The organism is Calothrix sp. PCC 6303 (assembly GCF_000317435.1).
Classification (GTDB): Bacteria; Cyanobacteriota; Cyanobacteriia; order Cyanobacteriales; family Nostocaceae; genus PCC-6303.
This window is the reverse complement of the sequence record NC_019751.1, coordinates 2,356,064-2,379,256: the sequence shown is the minus strand read 5'-3', so window position 1 is coordinate 2,379,256 and position 23,193 is coordinate 2,356,064. Positions and strand designations below refer to the sequence as shown.

Sequence of the window (23,193 nt, the reverse complement as noted above, 5' to 3'; positions counted from 1 at the left end):
GTAATTTGAATAATGACTGAGTTTTTGAGTGTAGCAACTGGTGACTATAGTATTAACTGATTCTCTGAAAAAGTTGTTCATTGAAACTGCATCTCAATTAAAAGGTGCAGAAAAGCGTAGATTTATGGCTTCGACAGTTCAAAGCTTAGGTTTAGGAGGGCAAAGACTTGCACAATCAGAATTAGGATGGAATCGAGACACAATTCGCAAAGGAACAAGAGAATTAAAAAGCGGTATTACTTGTGTTGATAACATGAGTGGCAAAGGACGTTACAAAGCAGAAGAACATCTGCCAAATCTTTTAGAAGATATCAAAAAAATAGTTGACTTCTATAGTCAAACCGATCCGAGTTTTAAAAGTCAAAGACTATATACTAGACTCAGTGCAGCCGAAGTTAGAAAGCAATTAATCGAAAAGTCTGGTTATAGTGATGAAAAGTTACATACATCAGAAACAATTCGAGTCAAATTAAATAATTTAGGTTATAAGCTCAGAAGGGTAAAGAAAGTTCAGCCTCAAAAAAATACCCACAAACTGATGCAATCTTTGAGCAATTAGATGTAGTAAATAAAGATGCAGATGAAGATAAGAGTGTTTTACGTCTAAGCATGGACGGAAAAGCCTGTGTTAAGATCGGCTCATTTGACCGAGGGGGTAAAAGCCGGGATGGGGTGAAAGCATCAGACCATGATTATAATCCGAAAACAACTGTAACTCCTTATGGAATATTTCTTCCAGAGCTTGACGAGTTATTTTTGTACTTTACAGAATCGAAAGTTACAAGTGATTTTATCGTTGATATTCTAGAAGATTTTTGGTCTTGTGAAAAGCATCGTTTTTCTGAAGTTAAAACACTACTTCTGAATCAAGATAATGGTCCGCAGAATAGTTCGCGGCGTACCCAATTTATGAAACGTATAGTAGAGTTTGCTCACAAACATCAAGTAAATATACGTTTAGCTTATTATCCTCCCTATCATAGTAAATACAATCCAATAGAAAGGACATGGGCAGTACTAGAAAATCATTGGAATGGGAGTATTTTAGATGAACTAGAAACGGCTTTAAATTTTGCTAGCACTATGAAATGGAACGGGAAACATCCAGTCGTTAAGCTAGTACACGAAACTTATGAGAATGGGGTAAAGACTTACAAAAAAAGCTATGGCTCAAATCGAAAAACAGATTGAGCGGCTAACCGATTCTAATCATGAAGTTTTCCCAAATTTAGGTAATTGGTTTATTGATATTTGTTGTAGTAAAACAAACGTGATTTCATTTTAATAGCAACATTTATTTAGCGGCAAAATATCCCTTATTTACACTGTTTAACTTCAAATAACAAGTGTATAGACTCTTATGCATAAATGAGGGGGAGAAAAGGGCTTGCCGACGGCAAACCCTTTTCTCCCCCTCAAAATGATTATCATTCTTTAAATCAACCTGTCTTTTCCTTTTTTTGGAATAATTTATTCTTTGGAAGTCCCTAAGGTGAAAGCCTAGCTTTACCCATTCTCGTGGATTTGTACCAAGCAGCTATTGCTGGTGTCCATTCTTCAAGGTGGGGAAACATCAGTTCACATAGCTTTTGAATTTCTAGCTGTGCATCTTTTTTATATCTTAGGTCAAGGAAGTGAAGAAGCGATCGCATGTTGAAACTAACGACAAAATGCTGTCGATAATCGAAGGGGACTTTCCCCCTTGCGTGTTCTTCGGACATTCCCCCATCAATATCGTCTTTGTAGCGTTTTGCAGCTTCTAAGCACCACTCTAGATCTTTTTGGCGCTGCTCAGGTGAATAGTAGTATTTTTTACCTTGTCTGTCGCTGTAATTACCAATTGGACGGAGGTAAAATACTTCTTCTATGTCTTTTCCTGCCTCGATTACATCGATTACCTGCTGGCTGGTATATCTGTAAGAATTGTGAACAACCATCCCATTAGCAACAAAATTGTGCCATGAACCATCAACCTCTAGGTCATAAGTCATTTGTTCACCCAGATATTCAACACTTTTCACCTTGACTGGATGTGCCTTTAATTTTCTACCTGGTGGTTTTGGTTTTTCATTCCAATTAGCTGGCTCAATTATGGGTTGAAACGATTGAGCAAATTCTGCTTCTAAATTGTTGTGATGGATATGTTCGTGACATTGCTTGCATACTGTGACAAGATTATCAAATTCGTAAGCCACCGACTCATCAGCAAAAACAGGGATCAAATGATGGGCATGAAGATTACCACCCATATTTCCACATCTTTGACAAATATAATTAAATTTTTTATGTACTTGTGGAGCAGTATCTCTTGTCCACGCACCTATAAGTTCTCGTTCTGTTGATGTTCCCCCTTTCCAAAAATTAGATTCTTCACCACGTCTGGTATATTTTTTCGCATTTTCGACCCTGATTACACGGCTTTCCTCTGAAAGCTGTAATTTATAGCCTCTTTTTTTCTTGTTCCAAGGATTTTTGGTGCCTTTGGGCTTTTTATTTAGCGATAAACCGTAAGCGTAAACCCATTTTTTGATAGCTTCAACTGAACAATTAGCTAACTGTGCCATTTCATCTGCATGAAGCCCTTTACTTAGCTGTTCTTCTAACCAAACTTGATTTCGGTAAAGGGCATTGGGATCATAGTTCCAAGGTTTACGCTTTTTATCATCCACTACTGCCACACCATTACACATCACATGGCAAGATTTCGTAATCTTGCTGACGCTGTGATCCAAATTCACTAGTAAACCAACAGCATCACCCATTGTTTGCCATCCTTCAGAAGTAAACAAGCGATGTTTAGCAGTACAGTCGATTGTTTTGCCATCCTCCAGCGTCACTCGATAAACAGGCTGCATTCCACTACACATTACATCTTTGATGTGTCCAACTTCAAATAGCCCTGTTTCTTCATTGAGAACCCGTAAACGCATTTTACGAATACGTGTTTTAGAATCTCGTCGATATTCTCCAGGTAGTTCTCCATTTCTACCTTTAATTAGCCTTTGACGAATAGCACTCTCTCCATTTGTCCAGAGTTCGTACAGTTCCCCGATTGTTTTATTGAGTTTTGAACTTGCTTGGTGTTTATAATCAACAAACGTAATTTCTGTATTTGCTGCCAAACACTGCACATCGAACGATACACCAGTACGATGTGTACGTGCTTGCTGCATGACACTGTGGGGAAAATAGCCGCAGTTAAAGACTATTTGTGGGTGTTCCGTACAGCCGTAGTGTCCTCTGTCACCAGCAAGGAGGCGCTTAACAATAATATCACCACATTGCTCTTCACTGGGAAAGCGATCGCGTTCATCATACACAAACGCACCTGTGTAGTCTTGATGCATCGCTGCATAAATTACTTGTTGGGGATTTGGGGTTTTTGATAAAACCTCGACTCGAAATTTATCCATGATGTGGGTCAATACTACTGCACTTGAGTCATGATATCCCAGGTGGCGATCGCATAACTCATTAATCTTGTTTACAATCTTCTTTACAAAAATTAATTTTTGCGTTACAGTTTGTTACATAAGGAAAAAACAAACACAAGCAAGGAAATAAATTATGACATCATACAAAGGTTCTATTATTGACGAGACTGGTAAACTAAACAACTTTGCAATTGAGCCTAAAGTCTATGTTGACGCACAAGGCGATCGCACTGGCTTTACAACCTATGCTGAGATGTTGAATGGTCGTTTAGCAATGATTGGTTTCATTTCGCTAATTGCATTGGAAGTATTCACCGGACATGGTATCTTCGGTTTTTTCAGAAGTCTGTAACTATCTGAGTTAAAGGGTCAAGGATGATTCTGCTTTTATGTCCCTGTACCCTTCACTCCTAATCTAGTTATGTTTAATGTTTAATAAATATAAATAACATAAAATTTCTATAGACTTTAGTGCTATATTTATCGCACGAAAGCTACAAAACCTATAAAGTTATCAAAAAAGTATCAAAGGTCGGGTTAATCTTCAAAACCCGACCTTTGACTATTTTAAAGTTTCTTTCGGAATGCCAAGAAAAAGCGATATGATTCCTAGGTTTATCTTCAATAAATTCTGTTTTAACTAATTTTGCGGAATTTCCCATGCTTCTACAAGCTGGGGATGGATAGCAACAGATGCTAGATCCAGCATCTAATTATATTTTATTTCAAATATCATATTTATAATAAATGTGATTCATGAGCAATACCTCTGCCAAATTAAGAGGATTCAACGCCCGTAGAAACGTGATGAATACGCCCTAAAGAAGTAAGCTTGGCAAAAATCTGGGTTAATAAAATAGGCTCAGGAATTTCTGGAAGCATTTTTAAGATTTCATGAACATATCGAAAACCACGGTAATGAGCCTTAAGGTCAATAATGCCGGAGTCGGGATTCAGGATGCGGAAATCAGCGAGAAGATGATGAGATAAATTAACCATAAAGAATGCTAGATTAGCAGCATTAGTCACCGCAGTTTGACCGATGTTCATAAAGTCTTCCAATCCCCAAAATTGCTTGGCATCACGGAAGTTAAACTCGATCTGAAAGCGTAGTTTGTAGTAGTCAATTATTTTCTCAGATGACAACTTTAGGTCACTAGAAAACAGAATTACGTGACTGCGAGCATTAGTTTTCAGATTTGTTTTCACCAAAATAACTACATTCAGGGACTGGGCAAATTCTTTGTGCAGTAAAGTAGCTTGGTAACTATCGGTTTGGATATCCTCTTCGATACTACTTTGACGCAAATATTCATCAGAAATATTACGCCAGTCTAGTTTATCTCCGTATTTACGGCGTGAACGATGATTAGGGTCAGGATTTTGGTAAGGTATGTATAATGCTGAATCGTGGCGTAACTTGGAAATTATATGTAAGTTGACCTGTCGAGCCATCTGCAAAGCATTATTGTTTCCAAAATGACCATCTAAGACTAAGTAAGTCAGTGGGATAAAGTTAGCTACCAGCTTGACTAGCTCATTAATCATCTTCTTAATTCTGAGTAATTCAGACGTAAGAATTACTTCGGTCTTGTTTTTATTTTTACTCCCTTTTGGTCGTCCACGTCCACGTTTTTCTTTGGCTTTTATTTCTGGTCTTAACGATACGCTACTTTTTTCTATATCGTTCTTTATTACCTGTTCTATCTGAATTGGAAATGAGTGCCTTTGTTCAACACTTACTAATGATAATGTAAAGAAAGATAACCCTGATATTGGCTTACTTACTAGGCTGGAAAAGAATCTATCCAACCCATAAGTTTTTTTCCCGGATTTACTTACTACAACTTCATCTCCTGCAAGTAAATACACCTCATTCGCACGGAACAAATGCTTGCGGAAAAATAGCCAAAACAATGTCGCCCAAGGGATTACCGTATGAAAAAATCTCAACATCGTCCGATAACTACCACCACTACCTGTCCAACGAGAAATTCCCAACATAGTGACTCGCCCGCTCATCGCTAACATTGCCAAGATTATTTGGTTCAATTGCTTCATCGTTGTAGCGTTTATCTGCGGCAGGAAGCATTGTAACAATGATAAAATGTCAAGCATGGGCGCACATAGTGGTTTTTGAGTTGTCGTTGTGAGAGACAATAACTCTACTACGAAACGCCCTACCTCTTCCTCTTCATCCTCTTACTTTGGCGAAGGTATTGATGAGAAAATAACTCAATGAAAAACGTTGCCAAAGTCAGAATTTATCCAACTATCGAGCAAAAGCATCTGCTATCAAAAGCTTTTGGTTGCGCTCGTTGGTATTGGAATAATTCACTCAACGCAACAAATGAACTCTATAAACAAACAGGCAAGGGCTTATCTCAGATTGGGATGAATAGCCGACTACCTGCACTAAAAAAAGAGTTTGAATGGCTTGGTGAAACTTATAGCCAGGTGCTACAAAGTGTCTCCCTAAATCTATCGAGAGCATTTGTAAACTTCTTTGAAGCAAGGGTATCATTCCCAAAATTCAAATCAAAGCACGATAAACAGTCAATTCAGTATCCCCAATACGTCGAAATTGTTGATGATAAGTCACTCAAGTTTCCTGGGAAGTTAGGTATTATTCCTGCAAAGATTCACCGTACATTTGATGGAAAGATAAAAACCGTCACAGTTAGCATGAATTGTGCAGGAAAATATTATGCTTCTTTGCTGTTTGACGACGGATTGCCAGATATTGAAATCAAATCAGAAGGGAAAGCTGTTGGCATTGATGTTGGACTAACGCATTTTGCGGTTACGTCTGATGGTTCTAAATTTGACAATCCCAAACACTTAAAGAAACGAGAAAGAAACCTCAAACGCAAGCAACAAAAGTTGTGCCGCAAACAAAAAGGTTCAATACGACGTTCTAAAGCCCGTCGCATCCTAGAGCACCAGTCCAGTAGAAGTAGTTGACAAGATACATAGTTTTTGCAGAGGCTAATTTATAGGAGAATAAGGAGAATAAGGTATGAGGAGTGCAAACTATGCGTCCATTAATATGGGAACCTCCAATCTCCCTGTCAAGCAAAGAAGAAAAAGTTGCGAAACGTATACGCAAAGCAAAGTTATTTGTATTTTTGCGGCAAATACGACACGAATTATTTGACCCAGACTTCCAAACGGAGTTAGCAAGGGTATTCAAGGACAGTAGTGTTGGTTTATCTCCAATACCACCAGCACAACTTGCACTTGCAGTAATTTTACAAGCATATACAGGGGTTTCAGATGACGAGGCAATAGAAGCGATTGAAATGGATAGGCGATGGCAGCTAGTTTTAGATTGTCTCGATTGTGAACAAGCTCCATTTGGCAAAGGGACACTAGTTAGATTTCGTGCGCTTTTGATGTCAAAGTCTCTTGACCAGAGGATTGTGGCGAAAACAGTTGAAATGGCACATTTTCATGAAGGTTACAATCCGAAGTCGTTAAAAGTAGCCTTAGATTCAAGCCCGTTATGGGGAGCGGCACGTGTGGAAGACACGTATAATTTGTTAGGTCATGCACTAAGGAAAGCATTATTCGTAATAGCTCAGAATTATGAACAGGACGATTCTGGTGTTACAGGCGTTACAGCGACTATCGGTGCAGAAATCATCACGGGAACGAGCCTGAAAGCTGCCTTAGATTTAGATTGGGATGACCCGGAAGCTCGTAATGTTGCACTATCTACAATATTGCAAACATTAGACTCAGTTGAGTCTTGGGTCAAACAAAAAACTGATTTGGATGAAAAAACAAGCACTCAAGTCAACAAGAGCATTGAAGATGCGAGGCAAATTGAATCACAAGATGTTGAGGAGAAATCTGATGGCTCCCCAAAGCTCCGTAAAGGTGTTGCTAAAGATAGACGCATTTCAATTGAGGATGAGGATATGCGTCATGGTCGTAAAAGTCGCAGCCAAAAAAATTGATGGTTACAAACGTCATATTTTCAAAGACTTAGAATTGCAAATGGTAAGAGCTGTTGGTGTTACCAGAGCAAACGAACCAGAAGCATCTGTAACTATGGCAATTGAGTTCGACTTAAATGCCCAGAACGTAACAACTCTTGACATCAAAGAGCTACATATTGACCGTGCATATTTAGCTAGTCATTGGGTTAAACAACGCACACCTGATATGACTATTATTTGCAAGGCATGGAAAGTCCGCAACGGTAATTTTTTTGATAAAAATGCCTTTGTTCTGGATTGGGAAAATCATTTCATTCGCTGTCCCAATGGAGTTAGTTTACCCTTTAATGAGGGGACTGTTGTCCACTTCCCCAAACACGAATGTCAAACCTGTCCTTTACGCTCTCAATGTACAGAGAGTAAGCAAGGTCGCAGTATCTCTATTCACCCTGACGAGTCTCTACTTGTAGAGCTACGGGAACGTCAAACTACACAGAGTGGACGTGAGAAACTCCGCGAGCGCGTTAGTGTTGAGCATAGTTTAGCTCATATTGGTCAGTGGCAAGGAGATAAAGCTCGCTACATTGGCTTACGCAAAAACCTTTTTGACCTTCGACGTATGGCTGTTGTTCATAATCTCCACGTTCTTGCTCGTATGTTTGAAACTAATAATAAAGAAATTTCTAATTTTAATAATTCATACTCTGCCTGATTTGTCAATATCTTCTACTGGACTGGTGCTCTAGAAATTGGTAGATTTTTCCCATCGAGTAAAACTTGTCATGTATGCCTTAATCAAGTTGGTAGTCTGCCTTTAGATGTGCGTAGCTGGACTTGTTCTAGTTGCGGCACTAAGCACGATAGAGATGTGAACGCGGCTATCAATATTCGAGACGAAGGGCTTCGAGTATTAGCGTTAGGAACTAGCGCTACTGCCAATGGACGGGATGTAAGTCCGAGGGTTGGAAGGAAATCTTCCGTATCTAAGGCTGTCCCGGTTGAAATTGGAAGCCCCATCCACCTATGAGGCGGGGTAGTTCACGAAGAAATATATTTGCTAAAAACATCACTAAAATCGCGTTTTGTATAATTTACCAAGATGGCAGAATTGAGATTTTTCAGAATGTCATTAAATTGAGTAGCGATCGCTTCCCCAGAAACTGGATTACTAATCTTGTACATAGAAGCAGTCGCATCCAGCGCTTTCAGTGCATTATTCCTACAAATCTCATCGGTATACTGACGTTTACTAATGCTAATTAATGCTTTGTAAATATCTTTCAATTGTTCGATGAACGTCTTTCGTACACTGATCAGGAATGAAGTTGTTCCGATCTTGAACTTCAACTCGATATCCATATCTACACTTCCAGCAGTTTCCAACGTGACGCTAGAAATATGCTCGCAAGCGTATTCGTATCGTTTGATAGAACGCTTTGAGGAAGTAGCAGAAAAACCATCTACGTGAATCAATGCAAAGTTAGTAAAGCAATACTCATCTTTTCTAGACTTAATGAGAAAAAATATCTTTTCACCGTCTTCGTGAAATAAATAATCATCTGCATCAACTTTGTCAAAATCCCGGGGCTGAATTACAGAACCAATATCACCCAATCCTAGTGCTTCCGAAGCCATCGCTTTAAACATATTAGCAATCTCCTTAGAATAGTTTTTGAAAAATCAAGGTCTTCTCTCGTCAATTAGCGAAAAATTCTGGCGATGTGAAGCCGTGGTTGCAACACTTTCCAAATTCTAACAGAGCAAATTATGTTGTCAATATTTATACTTATTATTCCAAGTTCTAAGTACAGGAGAAAAGTTGTGGTTTTTCAGTAGTTAGGTTGGGCGCAGCGGAGCGTAACCCAACATTGATCAACAGGTAAAATATTAAGTAGCGTGAATTTTGCTTGTTGATTGACATATTTATAGTATCTGAATATTTATTAGTTTCCCGCTTGGTTTTGTTGGGTTCCGCAAAGCCTCCAACGTCACCTGCTACAACGGGGAAACCCCCGCAACGCAGTGAATCCATAACCTACGGGAGATTGCGAACCAAAACCGACTTTTTGCCATTTTATTCTTTGAGAAAAATAAATAATCAGTAAACAATGTTCCGTCAACCCCAGCTACAGGTTATGATCTAACAATATCAGGTTGACCTTTGTATCACTAGATATCCATGACAGCTTCCTATTCTGCATCTTCATCGGCAAATAATGCCAACAACCTAATTACAGATCACCGTGACGTTGATGTGAGTAAGCTGAGTTTGATGTATCAGCACTACGTCGAAGTCAAAGAAAAGCACCTGCACGCGGTGCTTTTTTATCGAGTGGGTGATTTCTTTGAATGTTACTTTTCAGATGCGGTGACGTTAGCGCAGGAATTGGAGTTGGTACTCACCAGTAAGCAAGCTGGGGAACAGGGAAGGGTAGCAATGTCGGGTGTTCCTCACCATTCTTGGGAACGTCACGCGACACTGTTAGTGGAAAAGGGCTACGCTGTAGTAATTTGCGATCAAGTAGAAGATGCTGCTGCCGCTGCGGGGAGATTGGTAAGAAGGGAAGTTACCCGCATCCTCACCCCAGGAACACTGTTAGAAGATGGAATGTTGAAAGCCAGGAAAAATAATTACTTGGCAGCAGTGGTAATTGCGGGGGATTCCTGGGGGTTAGCTTATGCAGATATCTCCACAGGAGAATTTTTAACTACCCAAGGCAGTAATTTGGAACATTTGACGCAGGAGGTGATGCGGTTACAACCTGCGGAGATATTAATACCAACCAATGCACCAGATTTAGGTGCTTTATTGCGTCCTGGGGAAAAGTCGGCAAGTTTACCGGAATGCCTACCAGCCAGCTTTTGTTATTGTATGCGATCGCAGTTGCCATTTTCCCAAGGAGAATCAAGGAGTCGGTTACTCCAAAAGTTTAAAATTCGCTCTTTGGAAGGTTTGGGATGTGATCATTTGCCCTTAGCTGTGCGTGCTGCGGGAGGGTTGTTGGAATATTTGGAGGAGACGCAAAAGGAAAGTTCGATTCCCCTGCAACCATTGCGAAGTTACACCTTGGCGGATTTTTTGATTGTAGATTATCAAACACGCCGCAACCTGGAAATTACGCAGACAATTCGAGATGGTACTTACCATGGTTCCTTACTGTGGGCGCTCGATAGAACGAGTACGGCTATGGGGGGAAGGGCGCTGCGAAGATGGCTGTTACAACCGCTACTTGATGTGAGGGGAATAGCTGCCCGTCAAGATACAATTGCGGAATTGGTGGAAAATACATCCTTGCGTCAAGATTTGCGAAGGTTATTAAAGCAGATTTACGATTTGGAACGGTTGACGGGGAGAACTGGTTCAGGAAAAGCAAATGCTCGTGATTTGGGAGCGTTGGCAGAGTCACTTTCTAAGTTACCAGAATTAGCAAGCATTGTAGCCGAAGCGCGATCGCCTTTTCTCAAAGCACTGCAAAAAGTCCCCACAGAATTGGAAACTTTGGCAGAGAAAATTAGCGCGCATTTGGTGGAATCTCCACCAATTCACATCAAGGAAGGTGGGTTGATTCGTTCGGGAATCAATGAGATGTTGGATCAAAGAAAGGCTTTGGTAGAAGAGGATCAAAGGTGGATTGCCAACTTGGAAGTGGATGAGAGGGCAAAAACAGGAGTCCAAAATTTGAAAGTCGGTTTCAACAAGACCTTTGGCTACTACATTAGTATATCCCGTGCCAAGGCAGACCAAGTTCCCAGTAACTACATCCGCAAACAAACCTTAACTAACGAAGAACGGTATATCACCATAGAGTTGAAAGAACGGGAAACTCGGATTCTCAACGCTCAAGATGATTTATATCAGTTAGAATACGAGATTTTTGTGGCATTACGAGAGGAAGTCGCCGTTTATGCCGAAATCATTCGGAATATTTCCCGTGCCGTTGCCGCTGCCGATGTATTATGTGGATTGGCAGAGTTGGCAGTGATTCAGGGTTATTGCCGTCCCCAAATGGTGGAAGGTAGAGAAATATACGTTGTGGATGGGAGACACCCGGTAGTCGAACAATCCCTACCAGCAGGCTTTTTCGTCCCTAATACCTGCCGTTTGGGAGCAGATACTGAGAACAATAATAGTGGTAATTCACACAATCCATCCCCCGATTTAGTCATCCTCACCGGACCAAACGCCAGCGGTAAAAGTTGCTACCTCCGGCAAACAGGATTAATCCAAATAATGGCACAAATTGGGAGCTTTGTCCCCGCAAAATATGCAAAATTGGGGATATGCGATCGCATCTTCACTCGCGTCGGTGCTGTGGATGACTTGGCAACAGGACAATCTACTTTTATGGTGGAAATGAACGAAACCGCCAACATTCTCAACCACGCAACCGCAAAATCCTTAGTTCTCCTCGATGAAATTGGACGCGGTACTGCAACATTTGACGGACTTTCCATCGCTTGGGCTGTGGGAGAATATTTAGCAATGGAAATCAAATCCCGCACAATTTTCGCCACCCATTATCATGAATTGAACGAATTAGCCGGGATTTTACCCAATGTGGCAAACTACCAAGTCACGGTTAAGGAAATGCCCGATAAACTCATATTTTTACACCAAGTTCAACCAGGTGGAGCGCAAAAATCCTACGGCATCGAAGCTGGAAGGTTAGCAGGTTTACCAGCAGTGGTGATTCAAAGGGCAAAACAGGTGATGGGGCAAATTGAACAGCATAGTAAAATTGCGATGGGGTTACAGAATATGGAGTGAGGAAGCTAGGTTTCTCATCGCACCATGATAATTTCTCCGAAACCCAGTTTCTATTTAGCAGGCGAAATAAAATATGTTATTATTGTAGGCTGACTATATCTCTGTTATTATAAAAATACCCTGCTACTTGCGAAGTCTCAAGTTCCACTTGGGATACGCCCAAACACAATCCTTTATGGACTTGTAACGGGCATAGCAAGAGCGGGGCTTTTAAATTTTTGAATTAGATTTTGTTCTACTGGGATCTATATTAAAATCTTCAGGCTTAAACAACCAGTGGCGGTATGGATGATTCCATCTATTTGTGACATCTTCACGTAGAGATGTACTGACTCCTATATTGAAGCGCGGGTATATTTGGTTAATGCGTTGGTAGATGTAAGTATATAGTTTTTCTTTGGCTATTGTGCGTTTTGCTCTACACCTTGCACCATCAGGCTTTTCTTTGTGCTTGTTGTTCAGCCGAAATTGCATTGCACCTAAAACCACATCCAAGCATTGTAATATTGTGTGATCGTGCGATCGCACTTCGGCTATCTGGTTTTCATCAATGTAAATACCTGCATTTTCAAGCTGAGGATTTTTATTTAAACCCAGCAAGTACTTTTTAAAACTTGCTGCTTTTTCTCTTGTATCTGGAAGGTAGTCAAGATATAGTCTAATTCTGGTCTTTTCTTCTGTTGGGTTAGAGTATTGTAATCCAAAAGCGTGTTTAAGAAATTGATAATATAGTAAAAAATACTCGTTATCTATTTGCTCAGAGCTTAGATTATTAGGTACGTTGCAGTTTTGAGTAAACATAATCCTAATTTTGACTATATCAGCTTCAATAAAGTCAAAAAACTTTTCCATTAAACCAATGTACTTATCCAAATATAGACTTGTTACTTTCGACCATTTAATCTCTTTGTACAAATTTAGTTCATTTTTCTTGGCAAATAAGATTTTCTCGACTTTGCGTAAATCCTGAGAACGAATCAAAGCACCACCATAGAAGTTAGAAAAGAAGCGCCCTTTGTCAATTGACTCATCACAATAAATAATATATTCTTTGGACAATTTCACCTCTCCTCTGATGATGCCACCTGATGGTTAATACATAGTTAATTTGTATTATATTAGCAGGAAAATCCTGACATCCAGCAACCATAAGATCTCAGAAACCCGGTTTCTCCACATTCAACATCACGATTTTTCATCTTCGACTGATGAAACCGGGTTTCTCGCTGCACCACGTAGGGTTAAGCTGCTACGCTTTGACCCATTAATTTTTGGTAGAATGGGTGATACCAAATATATTCACTTGGTCAGGTAAATAGGATGAAACTGAAAGTAGTTATTCATGAAGCAGAAGAAGGTGGATATTGGGCAGAAGTACCAGCAATTCCTGGTTGTGCTACTCAAGGAGACACATTTGAAGAACTACTTGAAAACCTCTATGAAGCAATAGAAGGTTGTTTATCAGTTGATATAGAAGGTTGTTTATCAGTTGATATTGATGCAGCCCAAATAACAGAAAAATCGAAAGTGATGGAAATTGCTGTATGAATTCAATGTCCGGTAAAAAGTTAGCAAAACTTTTAGAAGCAAACGGCTGGACATTATTACGATTTTAGGGAAGTCATTATATTTATGCTAAATCTGGTGTTCCATCTCGAATTTCTGTACCAATTCACGGGAATAAAGATATCAAAATAGGTTTACTTAGAAATCTTTTAAAAGCAGCTGGTTTATTAGAGACTCTCTCCCAAGAAAAACAGCCTCCTGAAGAACCGCAAGATGAGATTGTTGATGAAATAGAGAATGATGTGTAGTTGAGAAAAATGCAATAAACCGACAATTTGCTAAAAACTCCAGAAACTCGATTTCTCCAGATTCAATATCACGATTTGCCACTGCGACTAATGAAACCGGGTTTCCTCGAAGTCGAAAAATCCTGTTCAACCTAGTTTAAGTAACCAAACAGAATTAATTACACAATGTCATTGCGAATGTAGCGTTCGCGCAGCGTGTCGCTTTGCGACTTAGCGGAATGAAGCAATCGCAGGGATTAGAGATACTTCGCGTTACTCTCAATGAATGTAAATATTTTTGCCTATGTACTTATCTTGGAGGATAAGGTTGTTGCGGATTGATTAGTTTGTACAGGAAACCAGGTTTCTTTAAGTTTTAGTGTTTGATGGTTTGTTTACCAAGCTGGTGAAACCTGGTTTCTGATATTCGCTGCACCACGACAGTCGTAAACAACAGATTTTGAGATTGCTTCCTTGCGTCGCAATGACAAATGCCTCATCATCGGGGATCTAAATCTTGTTGCAAAAACTGAAACCAGGTTTACCTACTCTTCACTTTGGCTTTAAACTGACCACTATATAATTCAGTATATTTCCGGAAATATAAAATTATTCTTGTCATCGCAACCGTATAAATACGGTCTAATTTTTCACGACTAAAAATTTTGATTGAGGACTAAAAATGAACGGGTGCAGAAAAAATAAGCAAATTATCAAGTTTTCACTACGTCAAATCAATTGCTACAGCTTGATTACCCTCTTAAGCGTGGTTTTACTCTCAGATTCGGTTGGTGCAAGAACTGCATTAGCACAGTTACAAATAGCACAGCAGCCAACAACAACACAGCCAGATGCCACCCGTGCAGAAGCTGAGAAGTTAATGAAAGAAGGAATGCAATTATATCAGCAAGGAACCGCAGAATCACTGGTAGAAGCCAGAGAGAAATGGGAACAAGCACTGATTTTATGGCGGAAATTGGGGGATAAATCAGGGCAAGCTGCAACCCTGAATAATATCGGTTTAGTCTACTCTAGTTTAGGAGACAAACAGCAAGCACTCAAGTTTTATAACCAACTCCTGCCTTTAACGATCGAATTGGGGGATAAATCAGGGCAAGCTACAACCCTGAATAATATCGGTCGTGTCTACTCAGATTTAGGAGACAAACAGCAAGCGCTCAAGTTTTATAACCAATCCTTGCCTTTATCGATACAAGTGGGGGATAAATCACAGCAAGCTAGAACCCTGAATAATATCGGTTTAGTCTACTCAGATTTAGGAGACAAACAGCAAGCACTCAAGTTTTATAATCAATCCCTGCCTTTAAGGATAGAAGTGGGGGATAAATCTGGGGAAGCTAGAACCCTGAATAATATCGGTGGTGTCTACTCAGATTTAGGAGACAAACAGCAAGCACTCAAATTTTATAACCAATCCCTGCCTTTATCGATACAAGTGGGGGATAAATCTGGGCAAGCTTCAACCCTCAATAATATCGGTGGTGTCTACGATAGTTTAGGAGACAAACAGCAAGCCCTCAAGTTTTATAACCAATCTCTGCCTTTATCAATTGAAGTGGGGGATAAATCACAGCAAGCTGCAACCCTGAATAATATCGGTTTAGTCTACGATAGTTTAGGAGACAAACAGCAAGCACTCAAGTTTTATAACCAATCTCTGCCTTTATCGATTGAAGTGGGGTATAAAACTGGGCAAGCTAGAACCCTGCATAATATAGGTTTTGTCTACGATGATTTAGGAGACAAACAGCAAGCACTCAAGTTTTATAACCAATCCCTGCCTTTAAGGATAGAAGTGGGGGATAAATCTGGGCAAGCTGCAACCCTGAATAATATCGGTCTTGTCTACAATGATTTAGGAGACAAACAGCAAGCACTCAAGTTTTATAACCAATCCCTGCCTTTATCGATTGAAGTGGGGTATAAAACTGGGCAAGCTAGAACCCTGAATAATATCGGTTTAGTCTACGATAGTTTAGGAGACAAACAGCAAGCACTCAAGTTTTATAACCAATCCCTGCCTTTATCGATTGAAGTGGGGGATAAATCACAGCAAGCTACAACTGTGGCGAATTTAGCTGATTTAGAACGCAAACAAGGCAATTTGTCAGCATCCCGGAAACAGATCGAAAGCGCTATTAATATCATCGAAAAGTTACGGGGAACCTACACAGATAAAGACCTAAAAACTCAATACTTCGCCACAGTCCAAGGTTATTACAAATTCTACATCGACCTATTGATGGAACTGGACAAGAAAAATCCAGGCAAAAACTACGACGCATTAGCCTTAAACATCAGCGAAAAGTCTCGCGCTAGGGTGCTTTTAGAATTACTCACAGAAGCTAATGCCAAAATCCGTAAAGGTGCAAAACCGGAATTATTACAAAAAGAAAGCGATTTATTACAGCAACTTGATGCAAAGGAAGCACTATTACAAAAACAGAAATCGGGAAATCAAAAAGACGCAATTGTTGCCGAATCCATCAAAAAACTCGAAACCGAACTGGAAAATCTTCGCAACCAATACAAACAACTGCAAATCTCCATCCGTGAAAGCAGTCCCAAATACGCGAATTTAAAATATCCCCAACCCCTAAATCTCCAGCAAATTCAACAACAACTGGACAAAGATACAGTGTTGCTGCAATATTCCATCGGAGATGAACGCAGTTACCTCTGGGCAGTTACACCCAATTCTTTAAATACTTACCAACTTCCAGGACGCAAAGAAATAGAGATCGAAGCAGAAAATTTCCGTACAGCTTTGGGGAAAGCAACTACACAAGATTTTGCTGTGGAATCAGCCGAAAAACTCAGTAAAATGCTCCTTACACCCGTTGCCAACAAATTAGCTGGAAAGCGGTTGCTAATTGTGGCTGATGGTGCATTGCAAACTATTCCTTTTGCAGCATTGAATAATCCAAATAACCAGAAAGGTTCTTACCAACCGTTAATGGTAAATCATGAAATCGTCAACTTACCCTCTGCATCAACTATCGCAATTCAACGTCAGGAACTAGCAAAACGCACCCCAGCACCGAAAACCATAGCGATTCTTGCTGATCCTGTCTACAGTAATGATGACTGTCGCTTAACTAATCCAGATCCAAATTGCGAAGATAAACTCGCACCAGAACTTCAAGGTGTTAGACAAAATTCTGCATCAAGGGGAAAATCTCAACTAACTCCCGAACTGGAAATCGAACGTTCTACCTTGGAACGTTCTGCCAAAAACCTGAACCGCAATGGCTGGGCTAGACTTCGCAATACTGGAATTGAGGCAAAGACAATTTTAGATATCGTCAAATCCTTAAACAAGTCTCCAAGCAGCTTAGAAGCGCTCAACTTTGAGGCAAATTACACCTGGGCAACTAATCCTGCACTCAATCAATTCAAAATTCTCCACTTTGCTACCCACGGTTTTGCTAACGAGGAACAGCCAGAAAATTCGGGTATTGTCCTCTCCCTAGTTGATAAACAAGGTAAAGAAATACCTGGTTTACTGCGTTTAATAGACTTATTCAACCAAGATTATCCAGCCGAATTAATTGTTTTGAGTGCTTGTCAAACTGGACTTGGTAAAAATGTCAGTGGTGAAGGTTTAGTGGGATTGACAAGGGGATTAATGTATGCTGGTGCAGAGCGGGTTGCAGTCTCCCTGTGGAATGTTAACGATGAGGGGACATCAATATTGATGCAGGAGTTTTACAAACAGATGTTGCAGGAAAAGAAAACCCCGGCTGCGGCAATGCGTGCCGCCCAAATCAAGTTATCCCAAGATCCCAAATGGCAAAATCCCCATTATTGGGCAGCTTTCACCGTCTCTGGTGAATGGCGATAGTATCAACAACGTGACATACTCCAGAAACGCGATTTCTCCAGATTCAATATCACGATTTGCCACTGCGACTAATGAAACCGGGTTTCTCGACGCACCATCACTGTCATGAACAGGAGATCCCCGACTCCTTCAAGGAGTCGGGGATCTAATCTAAATCTATCTTATGGTTATAAAACTTCTACTTTGTAGAGACGTACATTGGATAGTAACTATGTATTTTCCATAGACTTTACTTACGTCTCTACAAATTGGTAATTTCTAATTAATTAAAGCAATAGTGTTTTCTCACCGCTTCTCTAATTTCCCAGGTGCAAGACATCCCCGCTGGGAAGGTGACTAAATCTCCTTTCCCCATCTGCACTGGTACCCCCTCATCTGGGGTGACAATTACATCCCCTTCTAAAAAGTAACAGGTTTCTTGTTCATCATAAGTCCAAGAGAACTTAGATATTTCTTTTTGCCAGATATCCCACTCTGACATGCCTAATTTTTCTAAATCTTCTGAACTTGGTTGATGCTGAATTTTAATTTCCATATTCAGTTTTTGAACATTTTAACAATAAGACTGGATGTCTTCACCACATTTATCGACTAAGAAGCACAAAGCGCGGAAACGCAAACCAACAAATTGATCGTACAGTGGATTCAATTTGCAAAGGGGTGGAATGTGAGCGATTTTGTGACCAAAAACTGTGATGTCACGCTCAAATGGACATTGTGCAGGAATATATTTAGCAATCAGTCTAGCAGTTTTAGGATTCTGAATTTCTAATGCGTCTAACCACTGACGTAATGGTTCTAAAAAAGCAAATCTAGGCTGGTGAATTAGGGGTTTACTAATTGGTTGATTTGTTTCCACTACTGGCTTAACAAATCCCGAAAAAACTATTTCTTTGCGGTTGGTTTTGATCATAGTAGCAAGCCTCTCCTGGTCTTGACTAACGCTGACGATTGTATGATTGAAACTGTTCCATTCAAGCTGTCTCAGTTTTCTAGTTGTGTGGTTCAGTTATTTTGATTTACACAACGCTGAGTCGCTTTTCCTGAAATCTGAACTGTGAATTCAAGATTAATTGTTATTTAAACCCACCGAATGAACTATAACTGTCCCGTCCAATACAAAATAGCAAAAAAACTTTACAATTGTCATCGCTTTAGTTTTGTAATTACTGATATATCGAATAGCGATCGCATATCTAAAAATCAAGATCGCTATATCTGGCAATTTCCTGGGAACAGAGTCATTATTTCCCTTCAAAACACAGGTTGTACACGGCTTTAGAAAGGTTTAATAATTCTGAATTTTGCCCTTTTTGGTCATTGATTTTCAGCAAAAATGTATCCTTAGCTACTAAATATTACACTTAAGTTTTACTAATACTTTGTGGGATAGAACACAAAATATTTGTTCATAGCCAACAAGTAAATAATATAGCTTTTAAAGTCAAATAATACTGTGTCCAGTTATTAAACTGGCATAAATACTTCAATTTATACTTACGAGTATAAAGCTCTATATTTAACAGGAGTTTATTTGCTGTTTAATAGTTATAACTTAATTTATATTTCTAAGTTCATCAGTAAAAATACCTGTTATACGATTAATTTTAGCTAATATGATTTAGATTTTGTTTTAGTGAAAACCGAATCATTTTGTGGTGATTTTTCAGGGAAGATGTGCGGTTAAAACAAGAGGTTCTACTGAAATGTTTTTACTGAGGGTCTACTGTGTCGGCAACCACACCTTGCATTTTAGCGAAGGCATCAATTAGGGTTTTGAGTTGTTGATCGGCTTTGAGGACGGCTAAACCCCTAACTATGACTTTACCAGGGCTGTAGACGAAGCGCGATCGCATGTTGTCAGTAAGGTTTGCTGCTAGGAGGTTCCATGCTGGTTCTTCCATTGGGGTTTCTAGGGCAACATGCTGTTTTGCTTCGGGTTTGATGCGGCTAAAGCCGATTTTTTTGGCGAGTTGCTTAAGTTCCATTACCCGCAGAAGTTGATTAGCTGGTGTGGGAATTTTACCGTATCTATCGTTCCATTCCAGACTAATTAGCATCAGTTCATCTACTGATTTTGCGGCGGCTACAGCGCGGTAGGCGCTCATTTTCTGATCGGCATCGGGGATGTAGTTGCTGGGGATAAATGCTGTCAGTTTCAGGTCAATTTGGGTGTCATCAACCTTGGGTATTTCCTGTCCACGAATCTCGCGGATGGCTTCCTCTAACATTTCCATGTATAAATCGAAACCTATGACATCCAGTTGTCCTGATTGTTCGGCACCTAGGAGATTACCAACACCGCGAATTTCGGCATCCCGCATCGCTAGTTGATATCCGGAACCCAGTTGAGTGAATTCCTGAATTGCGCGTAACCTTTGACGTGCGGCTTCCGAGAGGGTGCGTTGTTGGGGGTAAAATAACCAGGCATGTGCTTGGATTCCTGCACGTCCCACCCGTCCCCGCAGTTGGTAAAGTTGCGCCAAACCGAAGCGGTGAGCATCTTCAATTAAGATGGTGTTAACGCGGGGAATATCCAAACCTGATTCGATGATGGTGGTACAAACTAAGATATCAGCATCCCCATTACTGAAGGTGAGCATGGTGGATTCCAGTTGACTTTCGTCCATTTGCCCGTGCGCGATCGCTATTCTCGCTCCGCCTACGATTTCTCGTAGTTTGATGGCTGTCTCTTCGATGCCTTCCACCCGTGGAACTACATAGAAAACCTGACCACCTCTGTCTAATTCTTGGCGCAGTGCTGCCCGGATAGTTTCCGGGTTTCGGGGAGCAAGGTGGGTTTTGATGGGGCGACGGGATGGGGGTGGGGTGGTAATTAAACTCATCTCCCGAATTCCCGAAAGCGACATGTAGAGGGTGCGGGGGATGGGTGTGGCTGAAAGGGTGAGAACGTCAACTTGGGTTTTTAGGCTTTTGATTTTTTCCTTTTGGTTCACCCCAAAGCGTTGTTCCTCATCTACTACTAAAAGTCCCAATTCTTTGATGCTGATTTCTTTACTCAGTAATTGGTGAGTGCCGACAACTATATCTAAATCCCCACTTGCCAAGCGTTTCAAAATTTCTCGACGTTCGGCAGGACTGCGGAAGCGGTTGAGTAAACCGACGTTGACGGGGTAGGGGGAAAAGCGCTCTTTGATAGTGTGGTAATGCTGTTGGGTGAGGATGGTGGTGGGTGCTAATAGTGCCACCTGTTTCCCGGCTGTGACGGCTTTGAAAATTGCCCGAATTGCCACCTCAGTTTTACCAAAACCCACATCCCCACATACCAACCTATCCATTGGGCGATCGCTTTCCATATCCCGCTTCACATCTTGCGTGGCTTTAAGTTGATCTGGGGTGGCTTGGTAAGGGAATGAATCCTCTAATTCCTGTTGCCACGGCATATCTTCGGGGAAAGCAAAACCCTCTTGTTTGGCTCTGGCAGCATAGAGTTTCAACAAATCTACTGCCAGCTTTTTAATTGCTTTGCGGACGCGATTTTTGGTATTTTCCCACACCTTCCCGGTCATTTTGTTGAGTTCGGGGTTTTTATTGGCAGAGGTGCGGAACCGAGAAAGCGCCCCCACTTGATCTGCTGCTACCCGAAGTAACCCATCGGCATATTGAACTACCAAATAATCGCGGGTTTCATCACTGATAGTTAAGCTTTCTAATTTGACGAACTTTCCTAAACCATGGTTTCGGTGAACTACGTAATCTCCCGGACGTAACTTATTGAGATCAACTTGCTTGGAAGTGGCTTGGCGACGCTTGCGGATGTAGCTGGGACTGGCGAGGGAATGTTGTCCATAGAACTCCCGATCTGTAATCACAGCTATGCGGTAGGTAGGCATAACAAAGCCTTCCAACTCTGCTAAACCCGAGTATTTCAGGGCGACGGGAGTGTGATTAATTTGCAGTTTATCAATGGCGTTGTAATCATTAGGATTAGGTATAAATTGTGCCTGACAATCGTGTTCTTGCAGTAAGGAAACCGAACGACTGGGTTGAGCAGAAATCAGCCACACAGAGAAATTGCGATCGCGTTCTTGCCGCAGCGTCTCCGCTATCTTGGCAAACTGGTGCGGGGTAACGGGTAAAGGACGACTGACTAAATTTAGTCCCGATTCATTATTTCCCGATTCCGTAATGATGGTTTCGGCAATTTCCGCCAAATAAAGTAGCTTAAATTGGGAAGCAGCTAATAGACATTGATTAAATTCTCGGTGAATCAGTGGCAAGGTGACACCAGGATGTTCCTCATCCCCATCTTTGAGTAACTCCCACTGTTCCTGGGCATTTTCCACCCAGCGATCGCTATGGGCGTGACATTGCTCTGGTTCGTCAAAGGCGATAATTGTATTCTTGGGTAAATAATCTAATAATGAAGCGGGTTTTTCGTAAGCTAATCCCAAAAACCGCCGACTGCCGGGAAAAATTCCCGTGTCTTCCATATCCAAATCGGATTTGGTGGGTAATTTGCTGCTAAGGCTTTTAAATTCTCGATTATCTGCTAATGCCGCCCCAATAATCACCCCGTAGTTGGTGGGGGTCAAAACTAACTCAGCAACTTTGTCAAGGGCAGAACGTTGTGTAGCTGGATCAAACTCTCGAATTTGGTCAATATCATCACCAAACCACTCCAACCGTACTGGTAATTCCGAAGATACTGGAAACACATCCACAATATCCCCCCGGCGGCTCCATTGCCCCTCCGACTCCACCAAAGCCACTCTTTCATAGCCTAGTTTAGTTATGCGATCGCCAAATTCATCTAAGTCAAACTCCATCCCGTTTTTCATCGTCAAACAAAAGGGCTGTAACGCTTCCGGAGGTGGTAAATGGGTTTGTAGCGCTCCCACAGTTGCCACCACAGCAATTTGACGGCTGTCTGTTGATTCTTCAACCTTCACTAAATCAGCCAAAACCTGCATTTGTCCCCAAGTCATCTCTGTTTCGGGATCAAAAGCTTCATAGGGGGAAGATTCGGAAGTCGGGTAAAAACTCACACTCCTCCAACCCATCGCTTCCAATTGAGCAGTCCACCGTCCAGCCTCCTCCAAAGTGGCACAAATTACACATAAGTTATTTCCCTCAGCCTTCGCCAACGCCGAAGCTACCAAACCTTTCGGCAAACGGGGAAATCCATTTAAGGACAACTCACGTTGTCGATTTAACTTTGTAATCAATTCGGTAGTCAGTGGTGAGCGCCCTAAAGCACGCACAATCGAGGAAAAAGCCATATATTTTTGACGTGTGGAGGTAGCATCGCGGCAAAGGCTGACTTTTCATCATACCTTCCTCAATTATTTTAGAATCCTTATGGCAATTTGGAAGCTTTAGATCGTGACAATAGCTCAGGGAAAAACATTTGTCTCATTCTTGGTAC

13 protein-coding genes and 5 pseudogenes are annotated in these 23,193 nt (G+C 40.9%); 9 read left to right on the top strand and 9 right to left on the bottom strand.

Annotated features, from left to right (window positions below; all coding sequences use genetic code 11):
• Window positions 1–46: 46 nt before the first annotated feature.
• A pseudogene (locus tag CAL6303_RS29100) lies at window positions 47–1,285 on the top strand (ISAzo13 family transposase).
• Between the two features lie 202 nt (window positions 1,286–1,487).
• On the opposite strand, the pseudogene thyX reads toward CAL6303_RS29100, so the two are convergent.
• The 3 pseudogenes from thyX to CAL6303_RS31065 form a co-directional block, all read right to left on the bottom strand.
• Window positions 1,488–1,922 (bottom strand): annotated as a pseudogene (thyX, locus tag CAL6303_RS31620) (FAD-dependent thymidylate synthase); the annotation flags it as partial.
• A 3-nt stretch (window positions 1,923–1,925) separates the two neighbouring features.
• Window positions 1,926–3,131, bottom strand: a pseudogene (locus tag CAL6303_RS09690) (HNH endonuclease); the annotation flags it as partial.
• Window positions 3,105–3,413: pseudogene (locus CAL6303_RS31065) on the bottom strand (FAD-dependent thymidylate synthase); the annotation flags it as partial. The pseudogenes CAL6303_RS09690 and CAL6303_RS31065, both read right to left, overlap by 27 nt.
• A 154-nt stretch (window positions 3,414–3,567) precedes the next feature.
• Here CAL6303_RS31065 and CAL6303_RS09685 point away from each other — a divergent pair.
• A complete protein-coding gene (locus CAL6303_RS09685) occupies window positions 3,568–3,786 on the top strand; it encodes a chlorophyll a/b-binding protein (protein WP_015197668.1) in 219 nt (72 codons plus the stop codon).
• A 425-nt stretch (window positions 3,787–4,211) separates the two neighbouring features.
• Here CAL6303_RS09685 and CAL6303_RS09680 read toward each other — a convergent pair whose 3' ends face one another.
• Window positions 4,212–5,552, bottom strand: a complete 1,341-nt coding sequence (locus tag CAL6303_RS09680; RefSeq protein ID WP_015197667.1) for an IS4 family transposase — start codon at window positions 5,550–5,552, stop codon at window positions 4,212–4,214.
• Between the two features lie 120 nt (window positions 5,553–5,672).
• On the opposite strand from CAL6303_RS09680, the gene CAL6303_RS09675 reads away from it, so the two are divergent.
• The 3 genes and pseudogenes from CAL6303_RS09675 (at window position 5,673) to CAL6303_RS31060 (ending at window position 8,405) form a co-directional block, all read left to right on the top strand.
• Window positions 5,673–6,398: an RNA-guided endonuclease InsQ/TnpB family protein gene (locus CAL6303_RS09675; protein ID WP_203225946.1), complete on the top strand. Its 726-nt coding sequence runs from the start codon at window positions 5,673–5,675 to the stop codon at window positions 6,396–6,398.
• A gap of 71 nt (window positions 6,399–6,469) precedes the next feature.
• Window positions 6,470–8,090, top strand: a pseudogene (locus tag CAL6303_RS09670) (IS1182 family transposase).
• 9 nt (window positions 8,091–8,099) lie between these two features.
• Window positions 8,100–8,405 (top strand): zinc ribbon domain-containing protein, encoded by a 306-nt coding sequence (locus CAL6303_RS31060; protein ID WP_415748901.1) that lies wholly within the window; start codon window positions 8,100–8,102, stop codon window positions 8,403–8,405.
• Between the two features lie 11 nt (window positions 8,406–8,416).
• Here the strand turns inward: CAL6303_RS31060 and CAL6303_RS09665 are convergent, their stop codons facing one another.
• Window positions 8,417–9,025 carry a PH domain-containing protein gene (locus CAL6303_RS09665; RefSeq protein ID WP_015197666.1) on the bottom strand — a complete coding sequence of 203 codons (609 nt, stop codon included), beginning with the start codon at window positions 9,023–9,025 and terminating at the stop codon, window positions 8,417–8,419.
• A 532-nt stretch (window positions 9,026–9,557) separates the two neighbouring features.
• Here CAL6303_RS09665 and mutS point away from each other — a divergent pair.
• The gene (mutS, locus tag CAL6303_RS09655; protein ID WP_015197665.1) at window positions 9,558–12,146 is read left to right on the top strand and encodes a DNA mismatch repair protein MutS; all 2,589 of its coding nucleotides are present in this window, start codon (window positions 9,558–9,560) and stop codon (window positions 12,144–12,146) included.
• A gap of 210 nt (window positions 12,147–12,356) precedes the next feature.
• Here mutS and CAL6303_RS09650 read toward each other — a convergent pair whose 3' ends face one another.
• Complete coding sequence (locus tag CAL6303_RS09650; RefSeq protein ID WP_415748899.1) at window positions 12,357–13,211, bottom strand: DUF3800 domain-containing protein; 855 nt, start codon at window positions 13,209–13,211, stop codon at window positions 12,357–12,359.
• 255 nt (window positions 13,212–13,466) lie between these two features.
• Here CAL6303_RS09650 and CAL6303_RS09645 point away from each other — a divergent pair, with 255 nt between their 5' ends.
• From CAL6303_RS09645 to CAL6303_RS09640, 3 genes are all read left to right on the top strand, one after another.
• The gene (locus CAL6303_RS09645) at window positions 13,467–13,694 is read left to right on the top strand and encodes a type II toxin-antitoxin system HicB family antitoxin (protein WP_015197663.1); all 228 of its coding nucleotides are present in this window, start codon (window positions 13,467–13,469) and stop codon (window positions 13,692–13,694) included.
• Between the two features lie 80 nt (window positions 13,695–13,774).
• Window positions 13,775–13,960, top strand: coding sequence for a type II toxin-antitoxin system HicA family toxin (locus tag CAL6303_RS31055; protein WP_255348462.1), 186 nt, complete (start codon window positions 13,775–13,777; stop codon window positions 13,958–13,960).
• Between the two features lie 661 nt (window positions 13,961–14,621).
• On the top strand, window positions 14,622–17,804 hold the full coding sequence (locus CAL6303_RS09640; RefSeq protein ID WP_015197662.1) for a CHAT domain-containing tetratricopeptide repeat protein: 3,183 nt from the start codon (window positions 14,622–14,624) through the stop codon (window positions 17,802–17,804).
• Window positions 17,805–18,066: 262 nt separating this feature from the next.
• Here the strand turns inward: CAL6303_RS09640 and CAL6303_RS09635 are convergent, their stop codons facing one another.
• The 3 genes from CAL6303_RS09635 to mfd all read right to left on the bottom strand — a co-directional run bounded on the left by CAL6303_RS09635 (window position 18,067) and on the right by mfd (window position 23,047).
• Window positions 18,067–18,339, bottom strand: a complete 273-nt coding sequence (locus CAL6303_RS09635) for a cupin domain-containing protein (protein ID WP_015197661.1) — start codon at window positions 18,337–18,339, stop codon at window positions 18,067–18,069.
• 18 nt (window positions 18,340–18,357) lie between these two features.
• Complete coding sequence (locus tag CAL6303_RS09630) at window positions 18,358–18,717, bottom strand: Mo-dependent nitrogenase C-terminal domain-containing protein (RefSeq protein WP_015197660.1); 360 nt, start codon at window positions 18,715–18,717, stop codon at window positions 18,358–18,360.
• Between the two features lie 799 nt (window positions 18,718–19,516).
• Window positions 19,517–23,047 carry a transcription-repair coupling factor gene (mfd, locus tag CAL6303_RS09625; protein WP_015197659.1) on the bottom strand — a complete coding sequence of 1,177 codons (3,531 nt, stop codon included), beginning with the start codon at window positions 23,045–23,047 and terminating at the stop codon, window positions 19,517–19,519.
• Window positions 23,048–23,193: the final 146 nt, after the last annotated feature.